The organism is Kiritimatiellaceae bacterium (genome assembly GCA_013141415.1).
In the GTDB taxonomy this organism is placed as follows: domain Bacteria; phylum Verrucomicrobiota; class Kiritimatiellia; order Kiritimatiellales; family Tichowtungiaceae; genus Tichowtungia.
On sequence record JABFQY010000001.1, the window covers coordinates 49320 to 65711 of the forward strand.

General features: G+C 56.2%; 18 protein-coding genes and 2 tRNA genes. 12 read left to right on the top strand and 8 right to left on the bottom strand.

What is annotated here, in order from left to right; all coding sequences use genetic code 11:
• The first annotated feature begins 26 nt into the window (after nt 1-26).
• Nucleotides 27-1034, top strand: a complete 1008-nt coding sequence (locus HOO88_00225; protein ID NOU35194.1) for a potassium channel protein — start codon at nt 27-29, stop codon at nt 1032-1034.
• Here the strand turns inward: HOO88_00225 and HOO88_00230 are convergent.
• Genes HOO88_00230 through HOO88_00240 form a run of 3 tightly spaced genes read right to left on the bottom strand, consistent with a single transcriptional unit; the run spans nt 1028 to nt 2886 of the window.
• Nucleotides 1028-1351, bottom strand: coding sequence for a hypothetical protein (locus HOO88_00230; GenBank protein ID NOU35195.1), 324 nt, complete (start codon nt 1349-1351; stop codon nt 1028-1030). The two genes, HOO88_00225 and HOO88_00230, sit on opposite strands and share 7 nt — an antisense overlap.
• Nucleotides 1351-2352, bottom strand: a complete 1002-nt coding sequence (locus HOO88_00235; protein NOU35196.1) for a hypothetical protein — start codon at nt 2350-2352, stop codon at nt 1351-1353. Before HOO88_00235 ends, HOO88_00230 begins: the two co-directional genes overlap by 1 nt.
• Nucleotides 2353-2367: 15 nt before the next feature.
• Nucleotides 2368-2886 carry a ferritin gene (locus HOO88_00240; GenBank protein ID NOU35197.1) on the bottom strand — a complete coding sequence of 173 codons (519 nt, stop codon included), beginning with the start codon at nt 2884-2886 and terminating at the stop codon, nt 2368-2370.
• A 40-nt stretch (nt 2887-2926) separates the two neighbouring features.
• On the opposite strand from HOO88_00240, the gene mutY reads away from it, so the two are divergent.
• From mutY to HOO88_00275, 7 genes are all read left to right on the top strand, one after another.
• Nucleotides 2927-4060 (top strand): A/G-specific adenine glycosylase, encoded by a 1134-nt coding sequence (mutY, locus tag HOO88_00245; GenBank protein ID NOU35198.1) that lies wholly within the window; start codon nt 2927-2929, stop codon nt 4058-4060.
• Nucleotides 4061-4141: 81 nt separating this feature from the next.
• A complete protein-coding gene (gene rpsP, locus HOO88_00250; GenBank protein ID NOU35199.1) occupies nt 4142-4450 on the top strand; it encodes a 30S ribosomal protein S16 in 309 nt (102 codons plus the stop codon).
• 2 nt (nt 4451-4452) lie between these two features.
• Entirely contained in the window at nt 4453-4683 is a 231-nt protein-coding gene (locus tag HOO88_00255) for a KH domain-containing protein (GenBank protein NOU35200.1), read from the top strand.
• Between the two features lie 48 nt (nt 4684-4731).
• On the top strand, nt 4732-5430 hold the full coding sequence (gene trmD / locus HOO88_00260; GenBank protein ID NOU35201.1) for a tRNA (guanosine(37)-N1)-methyltransferase TrmD: 699 nt from the start codon (nt 4732-4734) through the stop codon (nt 5428-5430).
• 64 nt (nt 5431-5494) lie between these two features.
• Nucleotides 5495-5842 carry a 50S ribosomal protein L19 gene (rplS, locus tag HOO88_00265; protein NOU35202.1) on the top strand — a complete coding sequence of 116 codons (348 nt, stop codon included), beginning with the start codon at nt 5495-5497 and terminating at the stop codon, nt 5840-5842.
• Nucleotides 5843-5848: 6 nt separating this feature from the next.
• Nucleotides 5849-6493, top strand: coding sequence for a ribonuclease HII (locus tag HOO88_00270; GenBank protein NOU35203.1), 645 nt, complete (start codon nt 5849-5851; stop codon nt 6491-6493).
• A gap of 38 nt (nt 6494-6531) precedes the next feature.
• A complete protein-coding gene (locus tag HOO88_00275; GenBank protein ID NOU35204.1) occupies nt 6532-6897 on the top strand; it encodes a YraN family protein in 366 nt (121 codons plus the stop codon).
• A gap of 5 nt (nt 6898-6902) precedes the next feature.
• Here HOO88_00275 and rny read toward each other — a convergent pair whose 3' ends face one another.
• The 4 genes from rny to HOO88_00295 all read right to left on the bottom strand — a co-directional run bounded on the left by rny (nt 6903) and on the right by HOO88_00295 (nt 13150).
• Nucleotides 6903-8444, bottom strand: coding sequence for a ribonuclease Y (gene rny, locus HOO88_00280; protein NOU35205.1), 1542 nt, complete (start codon nt 8442-8444; stop codon nt 6903-6905).
• 95 nt (nt 8445-8539) lie between these two features.
• Entirely contained in the window at nt 8540-9085 is a 546-nt protein-coding gene (locus HOO88_00285; protein NOU35206.1) for a 5-formyltetrahydrofolate cyclo-ligase, read from the bottom strand.
• The gene (locus HOO88_00290; GenBank protein ID NOU35207.1) at nt 9082-10398 is read right to left on the bottom strand and encodes a replication-associated recombination protein A; all 1317 of its coding nucleotides are present in this window, start codon (nt 10396-10398) and stop codon (nt 9082-9084) included. Before HOO88_00290 ends, HOO88_00285 begins: the two co-directional genes overlap by 4 nt.
• A gap of 37 nt (nt 10399-10435) precedes the next feature.
• Nucleotides 10436-13150 (bottom strand): hypothetical protein, encoded by a 2715-nt coding sequence (locus tag HOO88_00295; protein NOU35208.1) that lies wholly within the window; start codon nt 13148-13150, stop codon nt 10436-10438.
• Nucleotides 13151-13334: 184 nt separating this feature from the next.
• Between HOO88_00295 and HOO88_00300 the strand changes: the two genes are divergently transcribed.
• The 3 genes from HOO88_00300 (at nt 13335) to HOO88_00310 (ending at nt 13981) form a co-directional block, all read left to right on the top strand.
• Nucleotides 13335-13410: transfer RNA gene (locus tag HOO88_00300), tRNA-Asp, on the top strand.
• Between the two features lie 193 nt (nt 13411-13603).
• Nucleotides 13604-13858, top strand: a complete 255-nt coding sequence (locus HOO88_00305) for a hypothetical protein (GenBank protein ID NOU35209.1) — start codon at nt 13604-13606, stop codon at nt 13856-13858.
• A gap of 48 nt (nt 13859-13906) precedes the next feature.
• Nucleotides 13907-13981, top strand: a tRNA-Thr gene (locus HOO88_00310).
• A 3-nt stretch (nt 13982-13984) separates the two neighbouring features.
• Here HOO88_00310 and HOO88_00315 read toward each other — a convergent pair.
• Nucleotides 13985-15121 (bottom strand): carbohydrate kinase family protein, encoded by a 1137-nt coding sequence (locus HOO88_00315; protein ID NOU35210.1) that lies wholly within the window; start codon nt 15119-15121, stop codon nt 13985-13987.
• Between the two features lie 186 nt (nt 15122-15307).
• Here HOO88_00315 and mnmA point away from each other — a divergent pair, with 186 nt between their 5' ends.
• Nucleotides 15308-16381, top strand: a complete 1074-nt coding sequence (gene mnmA / locus HOO88_00320; protein ID NOU35211.1) for a tRNA 2-thiouridine(34) synthase MnmA — start codon at nt 15308-15310, stop codon at nt 16379-16381.
• Nucleotides 16382-16392: the final 11 nt, after the last annotated feature.

Below are 16392 nucleotides of genomic sequence, written 5' to 3' on the forward strand. Positions count from 1 at the left end.
GCGAAACAGTTACCACGGAAGAACTCATGAAGCGAGGCATATATCATTTTGACCAGTCCCGTACGCTTCGACTGGGGCTTTATCTTTTGCTGGTTCTGTCGGTTTTGGTTGGCGGCACCGCCGGGTATCATTTGATCGAGGGCTGGCCGCTGGACGAAAGCCTCTATATGACGGTCATTACCGTTTCGACCGTCGGGTTCGGGGAGGTGCACGCCCTTTCACATAACGGCAGAATTTTCACGATCCTGCTGATTTTTTTCGGGGTGACTTCCGTCGCGCTGTCGCTGACTTCGATGTTTGAATATTTCATTCTGCGCGGGCTGAAAAATCTTTTCGGGAGAAATAAAATGGATAAGCAAATTGAAAAGCTCAATCGGCACATCATCATTTGCGGCTTCGGGCGCACCGGCGACTATATCGCCCGCGATTTGAAAAAAATGAACAAACCGTTTGTGGTGATCGAAAACGATCCGGCGCGGATCAAGGTTCTGGAAGAAGAAGGTGTGCTCTATATCCAGGGCGACCCGGCGGAGGAGGATCAACTGGAAGCCGCTGGCGTTGCCCGGGCCGAGTCGCTGGTGGCCTCGCTGCCGAAAGATGCGGACAATCTCTTTCTGACGATTAACGCCCGCAGCATGAACCGCGATCTGCATATCATTGCGCGGGTTCAGGATTCTGACAACGGCCGCAAGCTGATCAAGGCAGGAGCCAATCAGGTGGTGTCGCCGTTTTCAACCGGCGCCTCGCGGATTGTTCAGTTGCTGACCCGCCCGTCGGCGGTGGATATGATCGAACTGGTGACCCAGCGTGAAAATCTTGAACTGGAAGTTTGTGAAATCCTCGTGGATGAAAAGAGCAATCTGGTTCGCAAGACGCTGGCGGAGTCGCGAGTCCGCCAGACTCTCGGATGTATGGTGTTTGCTGTTAAACGGCTGAGCGGCGAGACGCTGTTCGATCCGGATCCGCAACTGCGGATTGAGTCAGGCGATGTCCTGCTGGCGATTAAGAAACCGCGCCCCGCATCCGGTCAGTAAGGTTTCTGATCGCCGCGCAGAAGAAGATAGCGCCGGAGCGAGTCGGGCGCGACCTTGTCGCTGATTGTTACCTGCTTCCCGGCCCCGCGCAGATTGGTTGCCTGCGGCAGGGTCTTCCAGTCCGGCTTCGTTCCGTACGGAACGTCTGTGTAATACACGGTGTAGGTCTGGTTGCTTTCCGCTTTCCAGGTGATTGTCATGGCTCCTTCGGCATACGCGGTAGCCATCATCGGAGAAACGGGATAGTCCGCCGGCTTGGGCGTGGAGGAGCACCCGGCCAGTACAAGAACCGTCAGCAGGATAAGAGGTTTATTCATTAGAATAGTTTCCACCAGGGTTTTTTCAGCGGTTGCGGAACGACAATTTCAGCAGCCGGAATTTCTTCTGTTGCAAAGGGGTCGGCTTCGATCGCTGGCACCGGAGTGTTGGTTGCCGTTTCGCTCACAACAGGAGCGAGCGCTTTTTCTGCTTCAACAGCCGGAGCCGCGGGTGTCGGCTCGCAAATGGGGGCCGGCGCAGGGAGCGGCGTCTTTGGGGCAGGCTCAATAACAGGCGCGGGCACAACCTTTACCGGAGCTTTTGGTGCCGGTTCGACAACCGGTGCAGGCACAATGGCCGGGGCTTTGGGTGTTACAGTTGTGCCGGACTCGATCGGCTTCGGTGCGGCGGGTTTGATGACGGGAAGTTTTTCCGCCTCGGCCGCAGGGGTAACGGGCGGCGGCGGAAGCGTTCTGACGTCCTGCCATTTATTCAGATCAGTTGAGAACTCGCGCTGAGCAGTTGCTTCAAGCTGCGCGTTGCGACGGTAGTTCCACCAGTGAACATTTTTCATCGTCGGATTAATCTGCTCAATCGAATAGCCGTAACGCTTCGCAAGCTGATCCCAATTACTGAAAGAGAAGTCGAAATGAAGGCCGAGTAAATGGAGCATCACGCGCGGATCGGTGGATGTCAGGCGGCTGGCGCCTTCACACCATGTGCTGTTCGGAATTAATACATCCGGGGCGCGAACCCGTTCGTTTTCAACAATGACAGCGTGTTTCGGCCGGTTGGCGAAGAAGGTTCCGCTGGTATAGTCCCCGACCGGAACGGCAACCCAGTCGTCACCGTTCCATGCATGGAGCTTCAAACTGCCGCGCGTAAGCTGGTAGCTCACCAGCAGAACCGGATAGCGGCGGGAAATATCCTGTCCGACCTGAATCGGAATTACGTCGCGCGGCACCACCAGCATCGTGATGGTATTCTCCTGACCGGCCTGGGCAGGCAGTGAAAAGGCGGACAGAATAAAAACAATCGCCAGAACCAGTTGTTTGAACATAGTCGAGTCCTCTTCTTAAGCCTGTGCGGCGGCGGCAGGCGCGGGCGGCAGCCGCAGGCTGAGCTTGTCATCAATCATCATCAAGGCCGCGCCGTTGTCGCCGATCATTCTCAGACGATCAACGATTTCTTTCGCGTTGGCTTCTTCTTCGACCTGTTCGGTGATGAACCACTGCAGAAAGACCTGTGTGGCGTGGTCTTTCTCTTCCACCGCGATGTTCAGCAGTTCGTTAATCGACTCCGTCACAAACCGCTCGTGTTTCTGGCTGGCTTCGAAAGCGCCGAGGATCGAGCCGAAATCGGCAGGCGGCTCGTCGATTTTCAGCAACCGGGCTTCACCGCCGTGCTGCATGACGTAGTCGAACATTTTGGTCATGTGGATGACTTCTTCGTCGTATTGGATGCGGAACCAGTGTTCGCACCCCGGCATGTTGACTTTGTTGCAATAGGCCGACATAGCGAGGTAAAGATAAGCGGAGTAAAATTCCTTATTAATCTGCGCGTTCAGCGCCTTTTCCATCTTTTTTGTGATCATGATTGAATCTCCCCTTGTTTGCAGGAATTCTAGCCCAACTATGCAGGCAGTCAAATCACAACCCCCGAAAATAGCCAGCCTTCAAAAGGCGGTTAAGTTGTGCCTTCTGCCATGGTTTGAAACAAACGCCCGCGATCTGCCGTGGCGCCGCAACCGTACGCCGTACCGTGTCTGGGTATCGGAGATCATGCTTCAGCAGACGCGGGTTGATACCGTAATTCCGTACTATCGCCGCTGGATGAAGGCCTTTCCGTCGTGGAAGGCGCTGGCCTGTGCGCCGCAAAGCGACGTTCTAAAATGCTGGGAAGGGCTGGGCTACTACAGCCGAGCCCGCAATTTGCACGCCGCCGCAAAAATTATTTCGGATGAATTTGGCGGAAAGATTCCGTCTTCGGTTGCCGACCTGAAGAAGTTGCCGGGCATAGGCGCTTACACGGCGGCGGCGATTTCCAGTTTGGCCTTTAATGAGGACGCGGCGGTTGTCGATGGAAACGTCGTTCGCGTTCTGAGTCGCCTTTTCGTCTTTGGCGGCGACACGCGTTCGACGGCGGGCAAAAAACAGATGCAAGTCTGGGCCGACGGTCTGCTGGTGAAGGGCCGGGCGGGACAATTTAACGAAGCCATGATGGAGCTTGGCGCACTGGTTTGTCTGCCGAAGAATCCGAAATGCCCGGAGTGTCCACTGTCGAAAAGTTGCGCCGCCTTTGCCGGAGGTGCCCCGGATAAGTTTCCTGTAATGAGGAAAAAGAAAAAAGTTCCGCACATCGTCGTTGGCGCGGCGGTTGCCGCCAACCGCAAAGGCGAGGTGCTGATTGCCCAGCGCAAACAGGACGATATGCTCGGCGGACTTTGGGAGTTTCCCGGCGGCAAGCAGGAGCCGGACGAGACGATTCAGGAGTGCGTCGCCCGCGAACTGTCAGAGGAGCTTGGCATCAAAACCGCTGTCGGAGAACATCTTATGACAGTGAAACACGCCTACAGCCACTTCACCATGACGATGCATGTGCACCGCGCCAAAATTATTTCGGGGCGTCCGCGCCCGATCCATTGCGCCGATTACGACTGGGTAAAGGTTCCTGACCTTGGGAACTTTGCCTGGTCCAAAGCCGATTTGCAGGTTGTCGAAAAACTGCAGGGCCGTCCGGCGGGGTTAAAAAAACGGAAAAAAGGTTGATGCCGGGGGGTGAATCATATAGACAGGTTCCTCTTTTTCCGCGGACAGGAGTCCGCAACTTGGACTGGAGATTACAGAAATATGGCAACAAAAATACGTTTACGTCGAATGGGCACCATCAAAAAGCCGTTTTACCGCATTGTGGTGGCTGATTCCCGCTTCGCGACCACCGGTCGCTTCCTCGAAATTCTCGGCTGGTACGATCCCAAGCAGAAGAAAGACAATTTCAGCGTCAATGTTGAACGCGTCAAACACTGGATTGGCACTGGCGCGCAGCTTTCCAACACCGCCGCGAACCTTTTGAAGCGGGCCGAAGCCGGCGAAGGTGTTCCTGTTGGCGCAGCTCCGGCTGCCGCCGCTAAGGCCGCCTCCGAACAGCAGGAGGCTTAAACATGAAGAAGCTCGTAAAGCAGATGGTCGCCGCTCTGGTTGACCACCCCCGCCATGTCAAGATCACTGAAGTCAAAGGCGAAAAAAGCGTCGTCTATGAACTGCGCTGTCACGAAAAAGATGTCGGCAAAGTGATTGGTCGCAGCGGAAAAACCGTTGGCGCCATGCGTACACTTCTCGGCGCAATCGCCGCCCGTGACGGTCGCCGCGCAATGCTCGAAGTTGTGGAATAAAAAACCGCACCGTGGTACAAAGGCGGCCGAGAGGCCGCTTTTTTTGTTATGCAGATCGACGTGATAGCTCTTTTCCCGGAAATGCTCGACGGCTTCCTCGGCCAGAGCATGATGAAGCGTGCCGCCAAGGCAGGCCACGTCAGCTTTCGGTTCATCAACCTCCGTGACTTCGCCGAAGACAAACATCGCACGACCGACGAACGTCCGTTCGGCGGCGGCCCCGGCATGGTCATGAAGCCCGAACCGATTTTTAAAGCGGTCGAATCCATTCGTACGGAAAAATCCCGCGTCATTCTGATGTGCCCGCAAGGGAAGCCGTTTGCCCAGAAGCGGGCGCAGAAACTTTCGACCGAAGAACACCTGATTTTTGTCTGCGGTCATTACGAAGGAATAGACGAGCGGATCCGCGCGGCGCTCATCGACGAAGAAATTTCCATTGGTGATTATGTGCTGACCAACGGTGTATTGCCTGCGGCGGTTGTAATCGACGCGGTCGTGCGGCTGATTCCCGGCGTGCTGGGCGGGGAGGGTTCCGCCGAGCAGGAATCATTCAGTGAACCGCTTCTGGAATATCCGCAGTACACCCGGCCGGCCGAATTCCGCGGCATGGTTGTGCCCGAAGAACTGGTTTCCGGCGACCACGCCGCCATTGCAAAATGGCGGCGCCAGCAGTCTGAAAAACGGACTGAGGAACGCCGCCCCGACCTGCGGACCTGCCGTCCGGCAGAAAACGGAGATGGCGCTTGACCGAAAGACGCAGTTGGGTATTATTCGACGCTCACTTTTGGAATCTGGAAGAAAGAGAACAATTATGAACCCGGTAGTCGCAAATATAGGCAAAGAGCAGTGCACCAAGGAAATTCCCGCTTTCAATATCGGTGATACCGTTGACGTGCATGTAAAAATTAAAGAAGGCACCAAGGAACGCATTCAGGTGTACACCGGCACGGTCATCGCCCGTGAAGGCTCCGGCGTTTCCGAAACATTTGTTGTTCGCCGTGTCGCTTTCGGCGAAGGCATCGAACGCGTATTCCCGTTGCAAAGCCCGAACATCGCGAAGATTGAAGTGGTGCGCAGCGGCAAGACCCGCCGTGCGAAACTTTACTATCTCCGTGACATTTCCGGCAAAAAAGCGCGCATCAAAGAACGCCGCGCGTAGGGTTCAATGGACATGCTCCGCTATGAAAAAGAGGCCTGGAATTCAGGCCTCTTTTTTATTGCCGGAATTGACGAAGCCGGGCGCGGTCCACTGGCCGGCCCGGTCGTGGCCGCCGCAGTCGCTTTTGAACGCGGCCCGCTCGAAAACGGCGGCGCAGAAATTTTCTCCGGACTCACCGACTCCAAAGCACTTTCTGAGAAGCGGCGTGAACATTTTTTTGAGCGGCTTCAAGGTTGCAGCTTTGCCCGCATCGGTTGTGCTGTTATCGGGCCGGAAATTATTGATGACATCAATATTCTGCAGGCGACATGGAAAGCCATGGCCGAAGCCGTTGCGCAGATCAGCCCGCGACCTGATCTGGCGCTGGTTGATGGCCGTCCGGTTCGCGGACTCTGTTGTAAATCGCAAAGCATCGTTAAAGGCGATGCACAAAGCCTCTCAATCGCCGCCGCCAGCGTTATCGCTAAAGTCACTCGCGACCGCCTGATGGTTGAGCTCGATGCCAGATTTCCAGAATACGGTTTTGCCAAACATAAAGGCTACGGCACCAAGGAACATCTAGCCGCCATCCGCTGTCACGGCCCGTGCCCCCATCATCGCAAAACGTTTCGACCGGTCTCTGATTTCGGCCAGGGAGAATTGGAGCTGTGAACTGGTTGTTCCGATGGTTCAGAAAAGAAGCCGCGCATTTGCGCACGGGGCGGATCGGCGAGGCGCAGGCGGAAAAGTTTCTGAAAAAAGCCGGATTGAAAATCATCGCCCGGAATGTGCGGGTGGGGTACGACGAGATCGACCTGATTGCCAAGCAGGGCGACACGCTGATTTTTGTAGAGGTTAAAACCCGCGCGAACGAAGACTTCGGCCGGCCAGTGGCGGCAGTCAATCGAGCTAAACGGAAGAAGTTATCGCGTGCCGCGATTCACTTTCTGAAAAACCGAAAATTACGTCCACCGTACATTCGCTTCGATGTAGTCGAGGTGATTGGCGACAAGCCGGAAATCCGTCACATTCAAAACGCCTTCACGCTTGAAGGCGGGTATCGCATCTGGTGGTGACTAAATTATTTGGCGTATTCGATGGCGCGGGTTTCGCGGATGACCGTCACTTTGACTTGGCCGGGATATTTGACTTCGGTTTGGATGCGGTTGGCGATTTCCCGCGCCAGAATCAGCGCGCGGGCATCATCCACCTTGTCACCCTCCACGATCACACGCAGTTCACGTCCCGCCTGAATGGCGTAGCACTTGTCGACGCCTTTGAATGAGGTTGCGATTTTTTCGAGCTTATCGAGACGCTGGAAGTAGAGGTCGGTGGTGTCCATGCGCGCACCGGGCCGGGCGGCAGTCATGGCGTCGGCGGCGGAGGCCAGCACAGCATAGACGCTGTTCTTTTCGACGTCGTCATGATGCGCGGCGACAGCGTTATAGATCAGCGGCGCCTCGCCGTATTTGCGGAGCAGGTTGGCGCCGATGACGGCGTGAGAGCCTTCGACTTCGTGGTCAACGGCTTTTCCGAGGTCATGAAAAATGCCGACGCGTCTGGCGAGGTCGACATCCAGGCCGAGATCGGCGGCCATCATGGCCATCAGCGAGGCCATTTCAATGGAGTGGTCGAGCACGTTTTGTTTATAGCTGGTGCGGTATTTCAGACGTCCAAGAATTTTAACCAGCTCCGGCGCGACGCCGGAGATGCCGAGTTTATAGAGGGCGTCTTCGCCTGCCTGCCGGATAATTTCGTCAACTTCCGTGCGGGTCTTTTTAACCGTTTCCTCGATGCTGGCCGGATGGATTCGTCCGTCGGCGATCAGTTTTTCGAGCGCGACACGCGCCACTTCGCGGCGCACCGGATCAAAGCTGGAAAGCTGAACCATGCCGGGCGTTTCATCGACAATCAGATTGACGCCTGATTCCATTTCAAACGATTTGAAGTTGCGGCCTTCTTTGCCGATCAGGCGGCCCTTCATGTCTTCAGAGGGAATTGCCACCTGTGTTACGGTGATATTACTGACGTGTTCACCGGCGTAGCGCTCAATGGCTGTACAGATCAGATCGCGGGCTTCAGCCCGAACCTGCTCATAAACGGTTTTCTGCTGATGCCGGATCAGCCCGCTGATTTCCGATTCCAGCTCTTTTTCCATCTGCTCCATGATTAATTTGCGCGCATCTTCTCTGGAAAGATTTCCCGCCTCCTGAACGCGCCGGGTTTCTTCTTCAATCCGGCTTTTCAGCTCGGCCTGCTGAGCCTTGAGGTCCTCATTCTGCCGCTCCGCCTTATCGATTTTTTCGGTCAGCGCACGATCCTTGGCCTCAAGCAGTTCGAGTTTTCTGGAAATATCTTTTTCACGGGCGACAACGCGGTCTTCCAGCGCAATGATACTTTGCCGTTTGGTTTCCTGCTCCCTTTCGGCCCGCTCGCGCGCCTTGAGCACTTCTTCGCGGGCGTTTACATCCGCTTCGTGTTTAATCGCTTCGGCCTGTTTTTTTGCCTCTTCCAGAATGACTGCGCCCCGATGACTGGCAGCCACCGCATTGGTGCGGGTTAGATAAGCGTGAAAAAAGAAGCCGAGAATGACGAACCCGATACTGAGTACGAAATCCTGCATTCCGCCCCACCAGATTTCTAAACTGTCCATAGACGCACTTTCTTTTCAGAGTTTTGTTTTCGTGAATTGAGAATAGCTCCGACAACTCCGCTTGTCTAACTGTTCATCGCAATTTCAAGAATCCGCTTTTCTGTTATCAGCCAGTTCGCCCGGACATCATGTTCCTCTGCCGGAACAGTTTCTAAATACTGGAAGTCGAAACAAACGCCGGCACGTACAGTGCGGTACTGCGGCAGTAAACGGTCATAAAACCCGCCGCCGCGCCCGATCCGGCGGCCTGCGCGGTCAAATGCCACGCCCGGCACAATAATCAGGTCAAGTTCGTTTTCCTCCGCGAAAACCGGAGCCGCCGGTTCCAGAATACCGAAACGCCCTGTTTTTAATTCTGCCGTAAGCCGCGCCATCCGGTAAAGGCCGGACTCCGGATCGAACGCCGGAACGAAAAATATTTTTTCCAAACACCGGAAGAGAGGAGCGATGTTCACCTCATCCGGAAGCGGCATGTAGGCTCCGACGGTTCGCGCAGAACGGAAGATTTTCAGCGATTGGAGATTTTCCACGGCTCCGGCGCTTAAAGCGTCCAGATTCCGAAAACTTTTTTTCCGCTCGGCAATTTTCGCGCGTATTTCCGCTTTCGTCATTTTTTCTTTTTCCGCATGGAGGCCCAGTGCTCCAGCCGCTTCCGGATGGTTTCTTCATAGCCCTGGTCGGTCGGGGCGTAATAAACCCGGTCGGTCGGCACATATTCCTGATCAACAAAATGATCCGTACCGTCGTGAGCGTATTGGTACTGCACATCGCCTTTGCCGGGATGCGGCGCGTTTTTCAGATGGTCCGGCACCGGCAGCGTGCGGCCGCTTTCCACATCGGCCAGTGCCGCATCAATGGCGAGATAGCTGGCGTTGCTTTTCGGCGCACAGGCCAGATAGGTTGTCGCCTGCGCCAGAATAATGCGCGCTTCCGGCATGCCGACAAAATCGACCGCCTGCATGGCCGCTATTGCCACTGACAGTCCGCGCGGATCGGCGTTGCCGATATCTTCAGAGGCCAGAATCACCAGTCGGCGGGCGATGAAGCGCGGGTCTTCGCCGGCGTAGACCATTTTTGCCAGCCAGTAGATCGCCGCGTTCGCATCGGAGCCGCGCACGCTTTTGATGAAAGCCGAAATGGTGTCGTAGTGTTCGTCTTCGTCGTGATCGTATGACACCGCTTTTTTCTGAACCGACTCTTCGGTTTCATGGCGCGTCAAATGAACGACACCGTCCTTGCCGGGCGGCGTGGTCAGTGCGGCGATTTCGAGCGCGTTCAGCGCGCGGCGGGCGTCGCCTTCGCAAACGGTCGCCAGATGCTCCAGCGCGTCGTCGTCAGCAGTCACCAGTCCGTTCAGTCCTGCCGGATGTTCCATCGCGCGCTTCAGCACGGTCTTGATGGCCTCTTCGCTCAGCGGGTTGAGCTGGAAAATCTGTGAGCGTGAGTTGAGCGGTGTGTTGATGAAAAAGAATGGATTATGCGTCGTCGCGCCGATCAGAATAATGTCGCCGCTCTCGACGTAGGGCAGGAGCACGTCCTGCTGCGATTTGTTGAAGCGGTGGATTTCGTCGATAAAAAGAATTGTGTCCTGCCGGTGAATTTTTTTCCATCCAGCGGCCTGTTCGAGCAACTTGCGCAGAATGGCGACATTAGCCAGTACGCCGCTGGTGCGCTCGAAACGGCGGTCGGTGACGAGCGCAATCACTTCGGCCAGCGAAGTTTTGCCGCAGCCGGGCGGGCCGTAGAGAATGACGCTCGAGATGCGGTCGGCCTCAATTGCGCGGCGTAGGAGTTTGCTCGCGCCGAGGATGTGATCCTGCCCGGCGATTTCGTCGAGAGTTCGCGGACGCATCCGCGCCGCCAGCGGCGCGGTGCCTGCGCCGGGTTTTGGATTAACAGACGGGGTTCCCTCGAAAAGTTCCATACGAGAGGAGTTTAGTCATCCGCCGCCGCTTTACAAGCTATGGCGCACAGAGGACTTCGACGCCTTCCGGGGCGGTGTAGTTCAGTTCGATTTTCCCTTCGACCCGCTTCCACTCCACATGAATACTGCCTTTTGGATGAGGATAGGTTCCTCTGGCCCAGTCAATGGTGTCGGCTTGCGGAGCGATGAGAACCTTGTTCGGATTTTTCGGGTCGGGCAGTTGAACGCCCAGCGTATGCCGCATGGCGCTGATGAGAGGTTCTCCGCCCCACGAGTGGCAGCGGCTGCCGACTTCCTGAACCCCCCGGCACAGGCATTCCCACAGCGTACCGGAATCCGCTTTCATCATGGGCCGGTAATGGTCACGGATGACCTGTTCCGCTGTGCCGATGCGACCCCGCTGATAGAGCATCTCAATTGCATAGAAGAGAAAGTAATATTCCGCGTGACCGGAAAACTGACCGTTTATCTGCGCGTCGGCTGCGTTGCGTTTAAGGCGCTTTTCAATATATCGGCAGGCGGCATCCTGCTGCTTTTCGCTGCCGATGCGATAGAGCGTTGCCAGAATGTTCGCGTGCAGTGCCGTGGTTTTTGCCTGCGATCCGTCCGCGTTCAGATAAGGGGCAAACCGATCTTCTGAATCAATCCAGAGGTGTTTTTCAAAAGCAGTGCGTACCGCAGACAGTTCCTCGCGCAACGCTTCGGCGCGATTTGTTTTTCCGATCACACCGGCCATTACAGCGGCACACTCCAGTGCGCGGATGCGAAAGGCGTTCAGTACGGCATTGGCCCGCCCGAGCCGTTCTTCGCGAAGCACACCCCAGTCGATGAAAACATTCAGATGGTCTGATCCCCAGAGGCCGGTTTCGTCGGCAATCCATTCGGGACTGCTTAGAATGTTTTCGAGTGCGGGCCACAACGTTTCGACGAGCGCGGCATCTTGCGTGAGTTTCCAGTAGTCGTGCAGACAAAGAATCCAGATCAGGGTGAAATCTGAGAGACAAGAAACCGTCCATGAAGGTGCCGAAGCGGGCATTTGCCCGTTTCCAAGCTGGGAATATGCAAACAGCCGGAGAAAGCGATTTGGAATCCGCCGGTCCGCATTGACCATCTCATGCATGTGGATGTTGACGTACCCGTCGCCAAGGTAGGTTCCGCGTTCACGCCACGGGCAGTCGGCATAGGAATCCTCGGTGGAAACCTGCAGGGTGCGGAATGCTGTTGCATAGGCCCAGTTGAGAACGGGCTCGGAGCACTCAAAGCTCCCGAGATTCGGGAAATGGCAGTTTGCGCTTAGTATATGAGCGTCGTGAATGTGCGCCGTTCCGGTTTCGCCGTCAGGCAGGGAGAGTGTAAGCTGAAGAAAATGCCCGCCGCGCACATGGAAGCTTTGAATTTTCTGACGGCCGCCGCGCAGAATATAGCGGTCGACGGCATTGACGAAAGGATTGGAACCATAGAGGCGGATGAGCCCGTCTTTGCGGAGCCAGTCGTCCACGCCCACGTCCAGAACAGTTCCGGCGGGCGCTTCAACCTCCACGGTGATGTAGCCGTCGAATTCTTTTTTGAATTCATAGACCCATGCGCGGGCCCCGGTTTGCATCGGGGCGGTTTCTTCTGATGTTCCGGCGACAATATCCCAGGCCCGGAGGCGGGCCGGAAGCTGCGGCTCGCTGTCAGCCGGTACGGTATTCCAAACGATACCCGAAGACCGGAGGCTTTCATGGTCGAACGGCACCGCATTATTCGCGGACGGTGTGTTTTCGGGCGGGGTAAGTTCGGAATAAAGCAGCCCGGTTGTACAGTGGACCTCCGGCTCGGATCGGATTGTGAGTCCGGCCTGCCGAGGAATTCCAAGCAGCAACCCCCAGACCTCTTCGAGCTGCTCAATTTCTCCGTACAGCAGGTTCCAGCCCGCTTTGAGGTGGAGCGTGGTGTTCTGCCGGTTTCCGCGCAGGGGTTCCGCCCGATATACCAGCGGAGTTCCGTTGAGGTAATGCTTTCCCCAGAAAATTCCAATATCTGTCATTTGCTCGCGCGGGGCGTGAATCCATGCGGCATAGAGAACACAGCGCTTGGCGGAGTTTTTTGAACAACGGTCCGGATACATCTGGCGGAATCCGATAATGGATTCATCCCGGGCCAGATCGAAGATCGCCTTTTTATCCGGCATGAGCGCTGCGAAGGTCGAGCACGGAACGCTGCGCGGCATCAGGGTTCCCCACCGGTTCTGATTGGCAATTTTCACCGGAGTGCGGGGTTTGTTTGCGTCCAGTTTTCGTGTGTCCAGAATTTCCGCCGGGCCGATCGCAAAACTGAAAGTAGGAGCCTGAGCATCCCATGCGTCCATTACCTGAACGCTCCACGCGCCGGGGGTGGCAAAACTAATTGTTTCGCCGGCGACCGCTTCGCCCCAGGCAATGAACCCGCCAGCGCTTTCGCGTGAGGTTTGAAAGGAACTGGCTCCGTAAGAAGTTGCTTCCACGCAAATGGTATTGCTTCCGGGATGCAGGTGCGCGGCGATGTCGTAGGAATCATATTCGGGATGACCCGGCGCAAACCGAGCCGGCCCCGCACCGATGAAGGCTCCGTTGACGATTAACCGGTAACGCGAGTCGGCAAAAAGATTCAGGGTGGCTGAGGTCGCCGGGGAACTCAATGTGAAGTTAAGCAGGAAGCGTCGGAAAAGGTTGCGGCCGTTTCCAGTTGGCTCATCCCAGATAAACGAAGCCGGATGCGAAGCGCGATCCATAAAATCCCTTTGGTTATGGCCCGAAATTTCTGCGTCGGGAAGGTTCGTAAGGTGGCGGAACAGCCGGGCTTAATCAATATGTTTTTTCCGCGCGCCAGAACGGCTTTGCTCCGCCCTGCGAACTTATCCCAGTTTGCGCTTGAAATAAGAAGTTCGCCGACTATCCTCCTTGTCTCTTTCTTGCGGGGGCGTAGCTCAATGGTTAGAGTGCCAGCCTGTCACGCTGGATGTTGCGGGTTCGAGTCCCGTCGCTCCCGCCACTTCTAACCGATTCCAAATCTGAGAACGGTTTTTCAGAGGAAGTTTTTCGCGAATAAAATTTTGGCATTTCAGGCGGGCTTTTTGTCGAATTCAAAAAACCTGCTCGTTTAGGAATAACTATTGCTTTATTTACCACAAATGCAGAAATTGTATCCGGAAAATTGAGCGGGAGGCAAACGGACAGTGATTTCAATGGGAGACAGAGTTCCGATGTTCAAGTTGCGGCCGTATCGCGGACTGCTGATAGCGGCCGTGTTTGTATTGGTTGTCGGCGGGCTGCTTTCCGCTTATTTTTTTACGGAAGACGTCTATCGCGCTGGAGCCCATCGAGGACTCTTTACTCTGATTGTTACGCTGGTTCTTGCCCTTCTTCTGGTGATGGTATCCTTTTCGCGGTACGGTTTCCGCCACCTGTGGCACCATCGCCCCGGTTATAAACGCGGCTGAGGGTTTGACTTCGCCGGAACTTTTCGCATAATCCCGCCTCTTTTTGATGCCGGCGTAGCTCAGTGGTAGAGCAGCTGATTTGTAATCAGCTGGTCGGGGGTTCAAATCCCTCCGCCGGCTCCAGTTCTAAAGTCCGGGCTCGGTTTTCCACCCTTTGGAAATCCGTTTCTGCAGCGCATCCCAGGTCGGAATTCCACTGATTGCATCTGCGGCCTCGACGTTGCACGCGCCGCTTCCAGTGGCGGAGTCCATGACGGCTTCGGGGTTTTGGCCGTAAAGCAGTCCGGCAAGAAAGCCCGCGATAGCGCAGTCCCCCGCGCCGGTTGTGCCGACTACTTGCTTCTCAAAGCAGGGATGATAAAGCTCGCGGTCAATCCATTGGGCCGGATTGGCTGGCGCGCCGTTTCCAAACTTTAACAACCGTGCGGAATTGGCGGAACTGCGAAGATAGAGACCGTATGCGCCGAGTTTCATAACGACCATTCCGGTGCCCATCGCAATCAGTTCGTCCGACAGAGCGCGCAGATCCGTTTGTCGGAGTCCGCCAAGCGGTTCACCGGCCTCGAGCGCGGCTTCAAATTTTGCAAAGCGCGGGCGGTCGAGCATATAGAGCAGTTCGTCCACGCTGGGCAGGAAAATATCGACGTGCGGCAGAATATTGCGGAGCAGAGCGCGCCAGTCGACGCGGCCTGATTCCGCGCCGGAGTCCGGCCGGGCCATATCCAGAGAGGTTGTCAGACCGTTCGCCTTGGCGTTGCAAAACAGCTTTGCCGTTTCTGCACCGCAGTCTAAAAACATACGACGCATCAGCGGCGGATAGCCGAAATGGAAAAGTCTGCCGGTCCCGATCATTGGAAAATCAACATCGTCAGCGCAGAACGCATCATTGGCACCGGGGCAGTGCAGAAACATCCGGTCGATACCGGGCGGATTGATGACGATGGTGTATGAGCTTGCTTCGCCCGGCGCAACGACGATGGATTGCGTCAGTCCCGGATCGCGAGCGCGGATGACGTCGAGAATGGCGCGGCCGAAGGTGTCGTTGCCGATTTTCCCGACGAGCCGGGTGTTCAGCCCGTAGCGGTGCAGGGCGAGGCCGGTATTGGATACTGCGCCGCCGGTGGCGCAGACGGCTCCGCCGACATTAGTCAGACGACCCGGCGCGTGGAGATCGGACAGCGGACGCTTTTCAGCCGGGAACGCCGGAATAATGTCCAGGCAAAGATGTCCGGCGACGATCACATCGACTTCATTTTTTTTCATACGCACACCCAATCTGCCGCGTGGAGGTGAGGGGGTCCTCACCTTTTTTGTTAGCGAGACCCAATTTCCTTTTATGATTCCGCGGAGTACAGCAACGGAATGGTGCGATGTCCAGCCGGAGTTTGCGCCGACTCGGCATTATAAACTCTGGCTTTTCCGGCCTGCATTCATTACAACCCGCAGGATATGAAGAAGCGCGCGGCAGTTGGAATGAGTGGCGGCACGGACAGTTCTGTGGCGGCGGCTCTGCTTGTCGAGCAGGGGTACGAAGTGATCGGCCTGACCGCCCACATGTGGAAAGACGGATCGCGCTGCTGTTCGCTCGAAGATGTCACCCGTGCTCAGAAAGTCTGCGCGGCGCTCGGCATCCGGCACTATGTCGTCAACGCGCAGGATCGCTTCGAAGAAAAAGTGGTCGCGCCGTTTGTCAGCGAATACGCGGCTGGCCGCACGCCGTCGCCGTGTATAGCCTGCAATCAATTCATCAAATTCGGTTTTCTGCTCGACCGCGCCGTCCAGCTCGACTGCGATGTGCTGGCGACCGGCCACTACGCCCGCCTCGAAGAACGCGACGGCGCGTTTCACCTGCTGCGCGCTGTGGACCGCACCAAAGACCAGTCCTACTTCCTGCACCGTCTCTCGCAGAAACAGCTCGCGCATACCGTTTTCCCGCTCGGCGGCTGGACGAAAGAGGAAGTGAAAAAATGGTCGGCCGACCATAATCTGCCGATTGTACCGCGCGGCGAAAGTCAGGATCTCTGCTTTGTCGAAGAGGGAATGTATCCGGAGTTTGTCGAAGCGCGTATGCCGGAAGTTAAGAAGAAGGGCCGCGTACTCGACGACCAAGGCAAACAGCTGGCGGAACACGACGGCGTCCACCGCTTTACCGTCGGACAGCGCGGCGGAACCGGCGTTGCTGTCGGCGAACGCGTTTACGTCAGCCGGATTGATGCGGATAAAAACGAAATCATCCTCTCGCCGCGCGAAGGAGCGATGCAGTCGGAATGTTTCGTTCGGGACGCGCACTGGATTTCCGGTGAATTTCCTCAATGTACCGCCGGCGTCTCGCCGGCCTTGTTTATTGTCCAGCCGCGCTACGGCCACCGCGGCGCACCGGCGACGCTCGAAAAAATCAGTGATACCGAATTTAAAGTTTGTTTTTCCGAACCGCAATTTGCGCTGACCCCCGGACAGGCCGCAGTCGTTTATGACGGCGACGAACTCCTCGGCGGCGGGTGGATTAAGAGAATAGCGGGGTGATGATTTGCTAA

What these genes read in the sequence shown, in the direction of transcription:
- HOO88_00225 (NOU35194.1), top strand. Translation starts at nt 27, where the DNA reads ATGAAGCGAGGCATATATCATTTTGACCAGTCCCGTACGCTTCGACTG.
- HOO88_00230 (NOU35195.1), bottom strand. Translation starts at nt 1,351, where the DNA reads ATGAATAAACCTCTTATCCTGCTGACGGTTCTTGTACTGGCCGGGTGC.
- HOO88_00235 (NOU35196.1), bottom strand. Translation starts at nt 2,352, where the DNA reads ATGTTCAAACAACTGGTTCTGGCGATTGTTTTTATTCTGTCCGCCTTT.
- HOO88_00240 (NOU35197.1), bottom strand. Translation starts at nt 2,886, where the DNA reads ATGATCACAAAAAAGATGGAAAAGGCGCTGAACGCGCAGATTAATAAG.
- mutY (NOU35198.1), top strand. Translation starts at nt 2,927, where the DNA reads ATGCAGGCAGTCAAATCACAACCCCCGAAAATAGCCAGCCTTCAAAAG.
- rpsP (NOU35199.1), top strand. Translation starts at nt 4,142, where the DNA reads ATGGCAACAAAAATACGTTTACGTCGAATGGGCACCATCAAAAAGCCG.
- HOO88_00255 (NOU35200.1), top strand. Translation starts at nt 4,453, where the DNA reads ATGAAGAAGCTCGTAAAGCAGATGGTCGCCGCTCTGGTTGACCACCCC.
- trmD (NOU35201.1), top strand. Translation starts at nt 4,732, where the DNA reads ATGCAGATCGACGTGATAGCTCTTTTCCCGGAAATGCTCGACGGCTTC.
- rplS (NOU35202.1), top strand. Translation starts at nt 5,495, where the DNA reads ATGAACCCGGTAGTCGCAAATATAGGCAAAGAGCAGTGCACCAAGGAA.
- HOO88_00270 (NOU35203.1), top strand. Translation starts at nt 5,849, where the DNA reads ATGGACATGCTCCGCTATGAAAAAGAGGCCTGGAATTCAGGCCTCTTT.
- rny (NOU35205.1), bottom strand. Translation starts at nt 8,444, where the DNA reads ATGCAGGATTTCGTACTCAGTATCGGGTTCGTCATTCTCGGCTTCTTT.
- HOO88_00285 (NOU35206.1), bottom strand. Translation starts at nt 9,085, where the DNA reads ATGACGAAAGCGGAAATACGCGCGAAAATTGCCGAGCGGAAAAAAAGT.
- HOO88_00290 (NOU35207.1), bottom strand. Translation starts at nt 10,398, where the DNA reads ATGGAACTTTTCGAGGGAACCCCGTCTGTTAATCCAAAACCCGGCGCA.
- HOO88_00295 (NOU35208.1), bottom strand. Translation starts at nt 13,150, where the DNA reads ATGGATCGCGCTTCGCATCCGGCTTCGTTTATCTGGGATGAGCCAACT.
- HOO88_00305 (NOU35209.1), top strand. Translation starts at nt 13,604, where the DNA reads ATGGGAGACAGAGTTCCGATGTTCAAGTTGCGGCCGTATCGCGGACTG.
- HOO88_00315 (NOU35210.1), bottom strand. Translation starts at nt 15,121, where the DNA reads ATGAAAAAAAATGAAGTCGATGTGATCGTCGCCGGACATCTTTGCCTG.
- mnmA (NOU35211.1), top strand. Translation starts at nt 15,308, where the DNA reads ATGAAGAAGCGCGCGGCAGTTGGAATGAGTGGCGGCACGGACAGTTCT.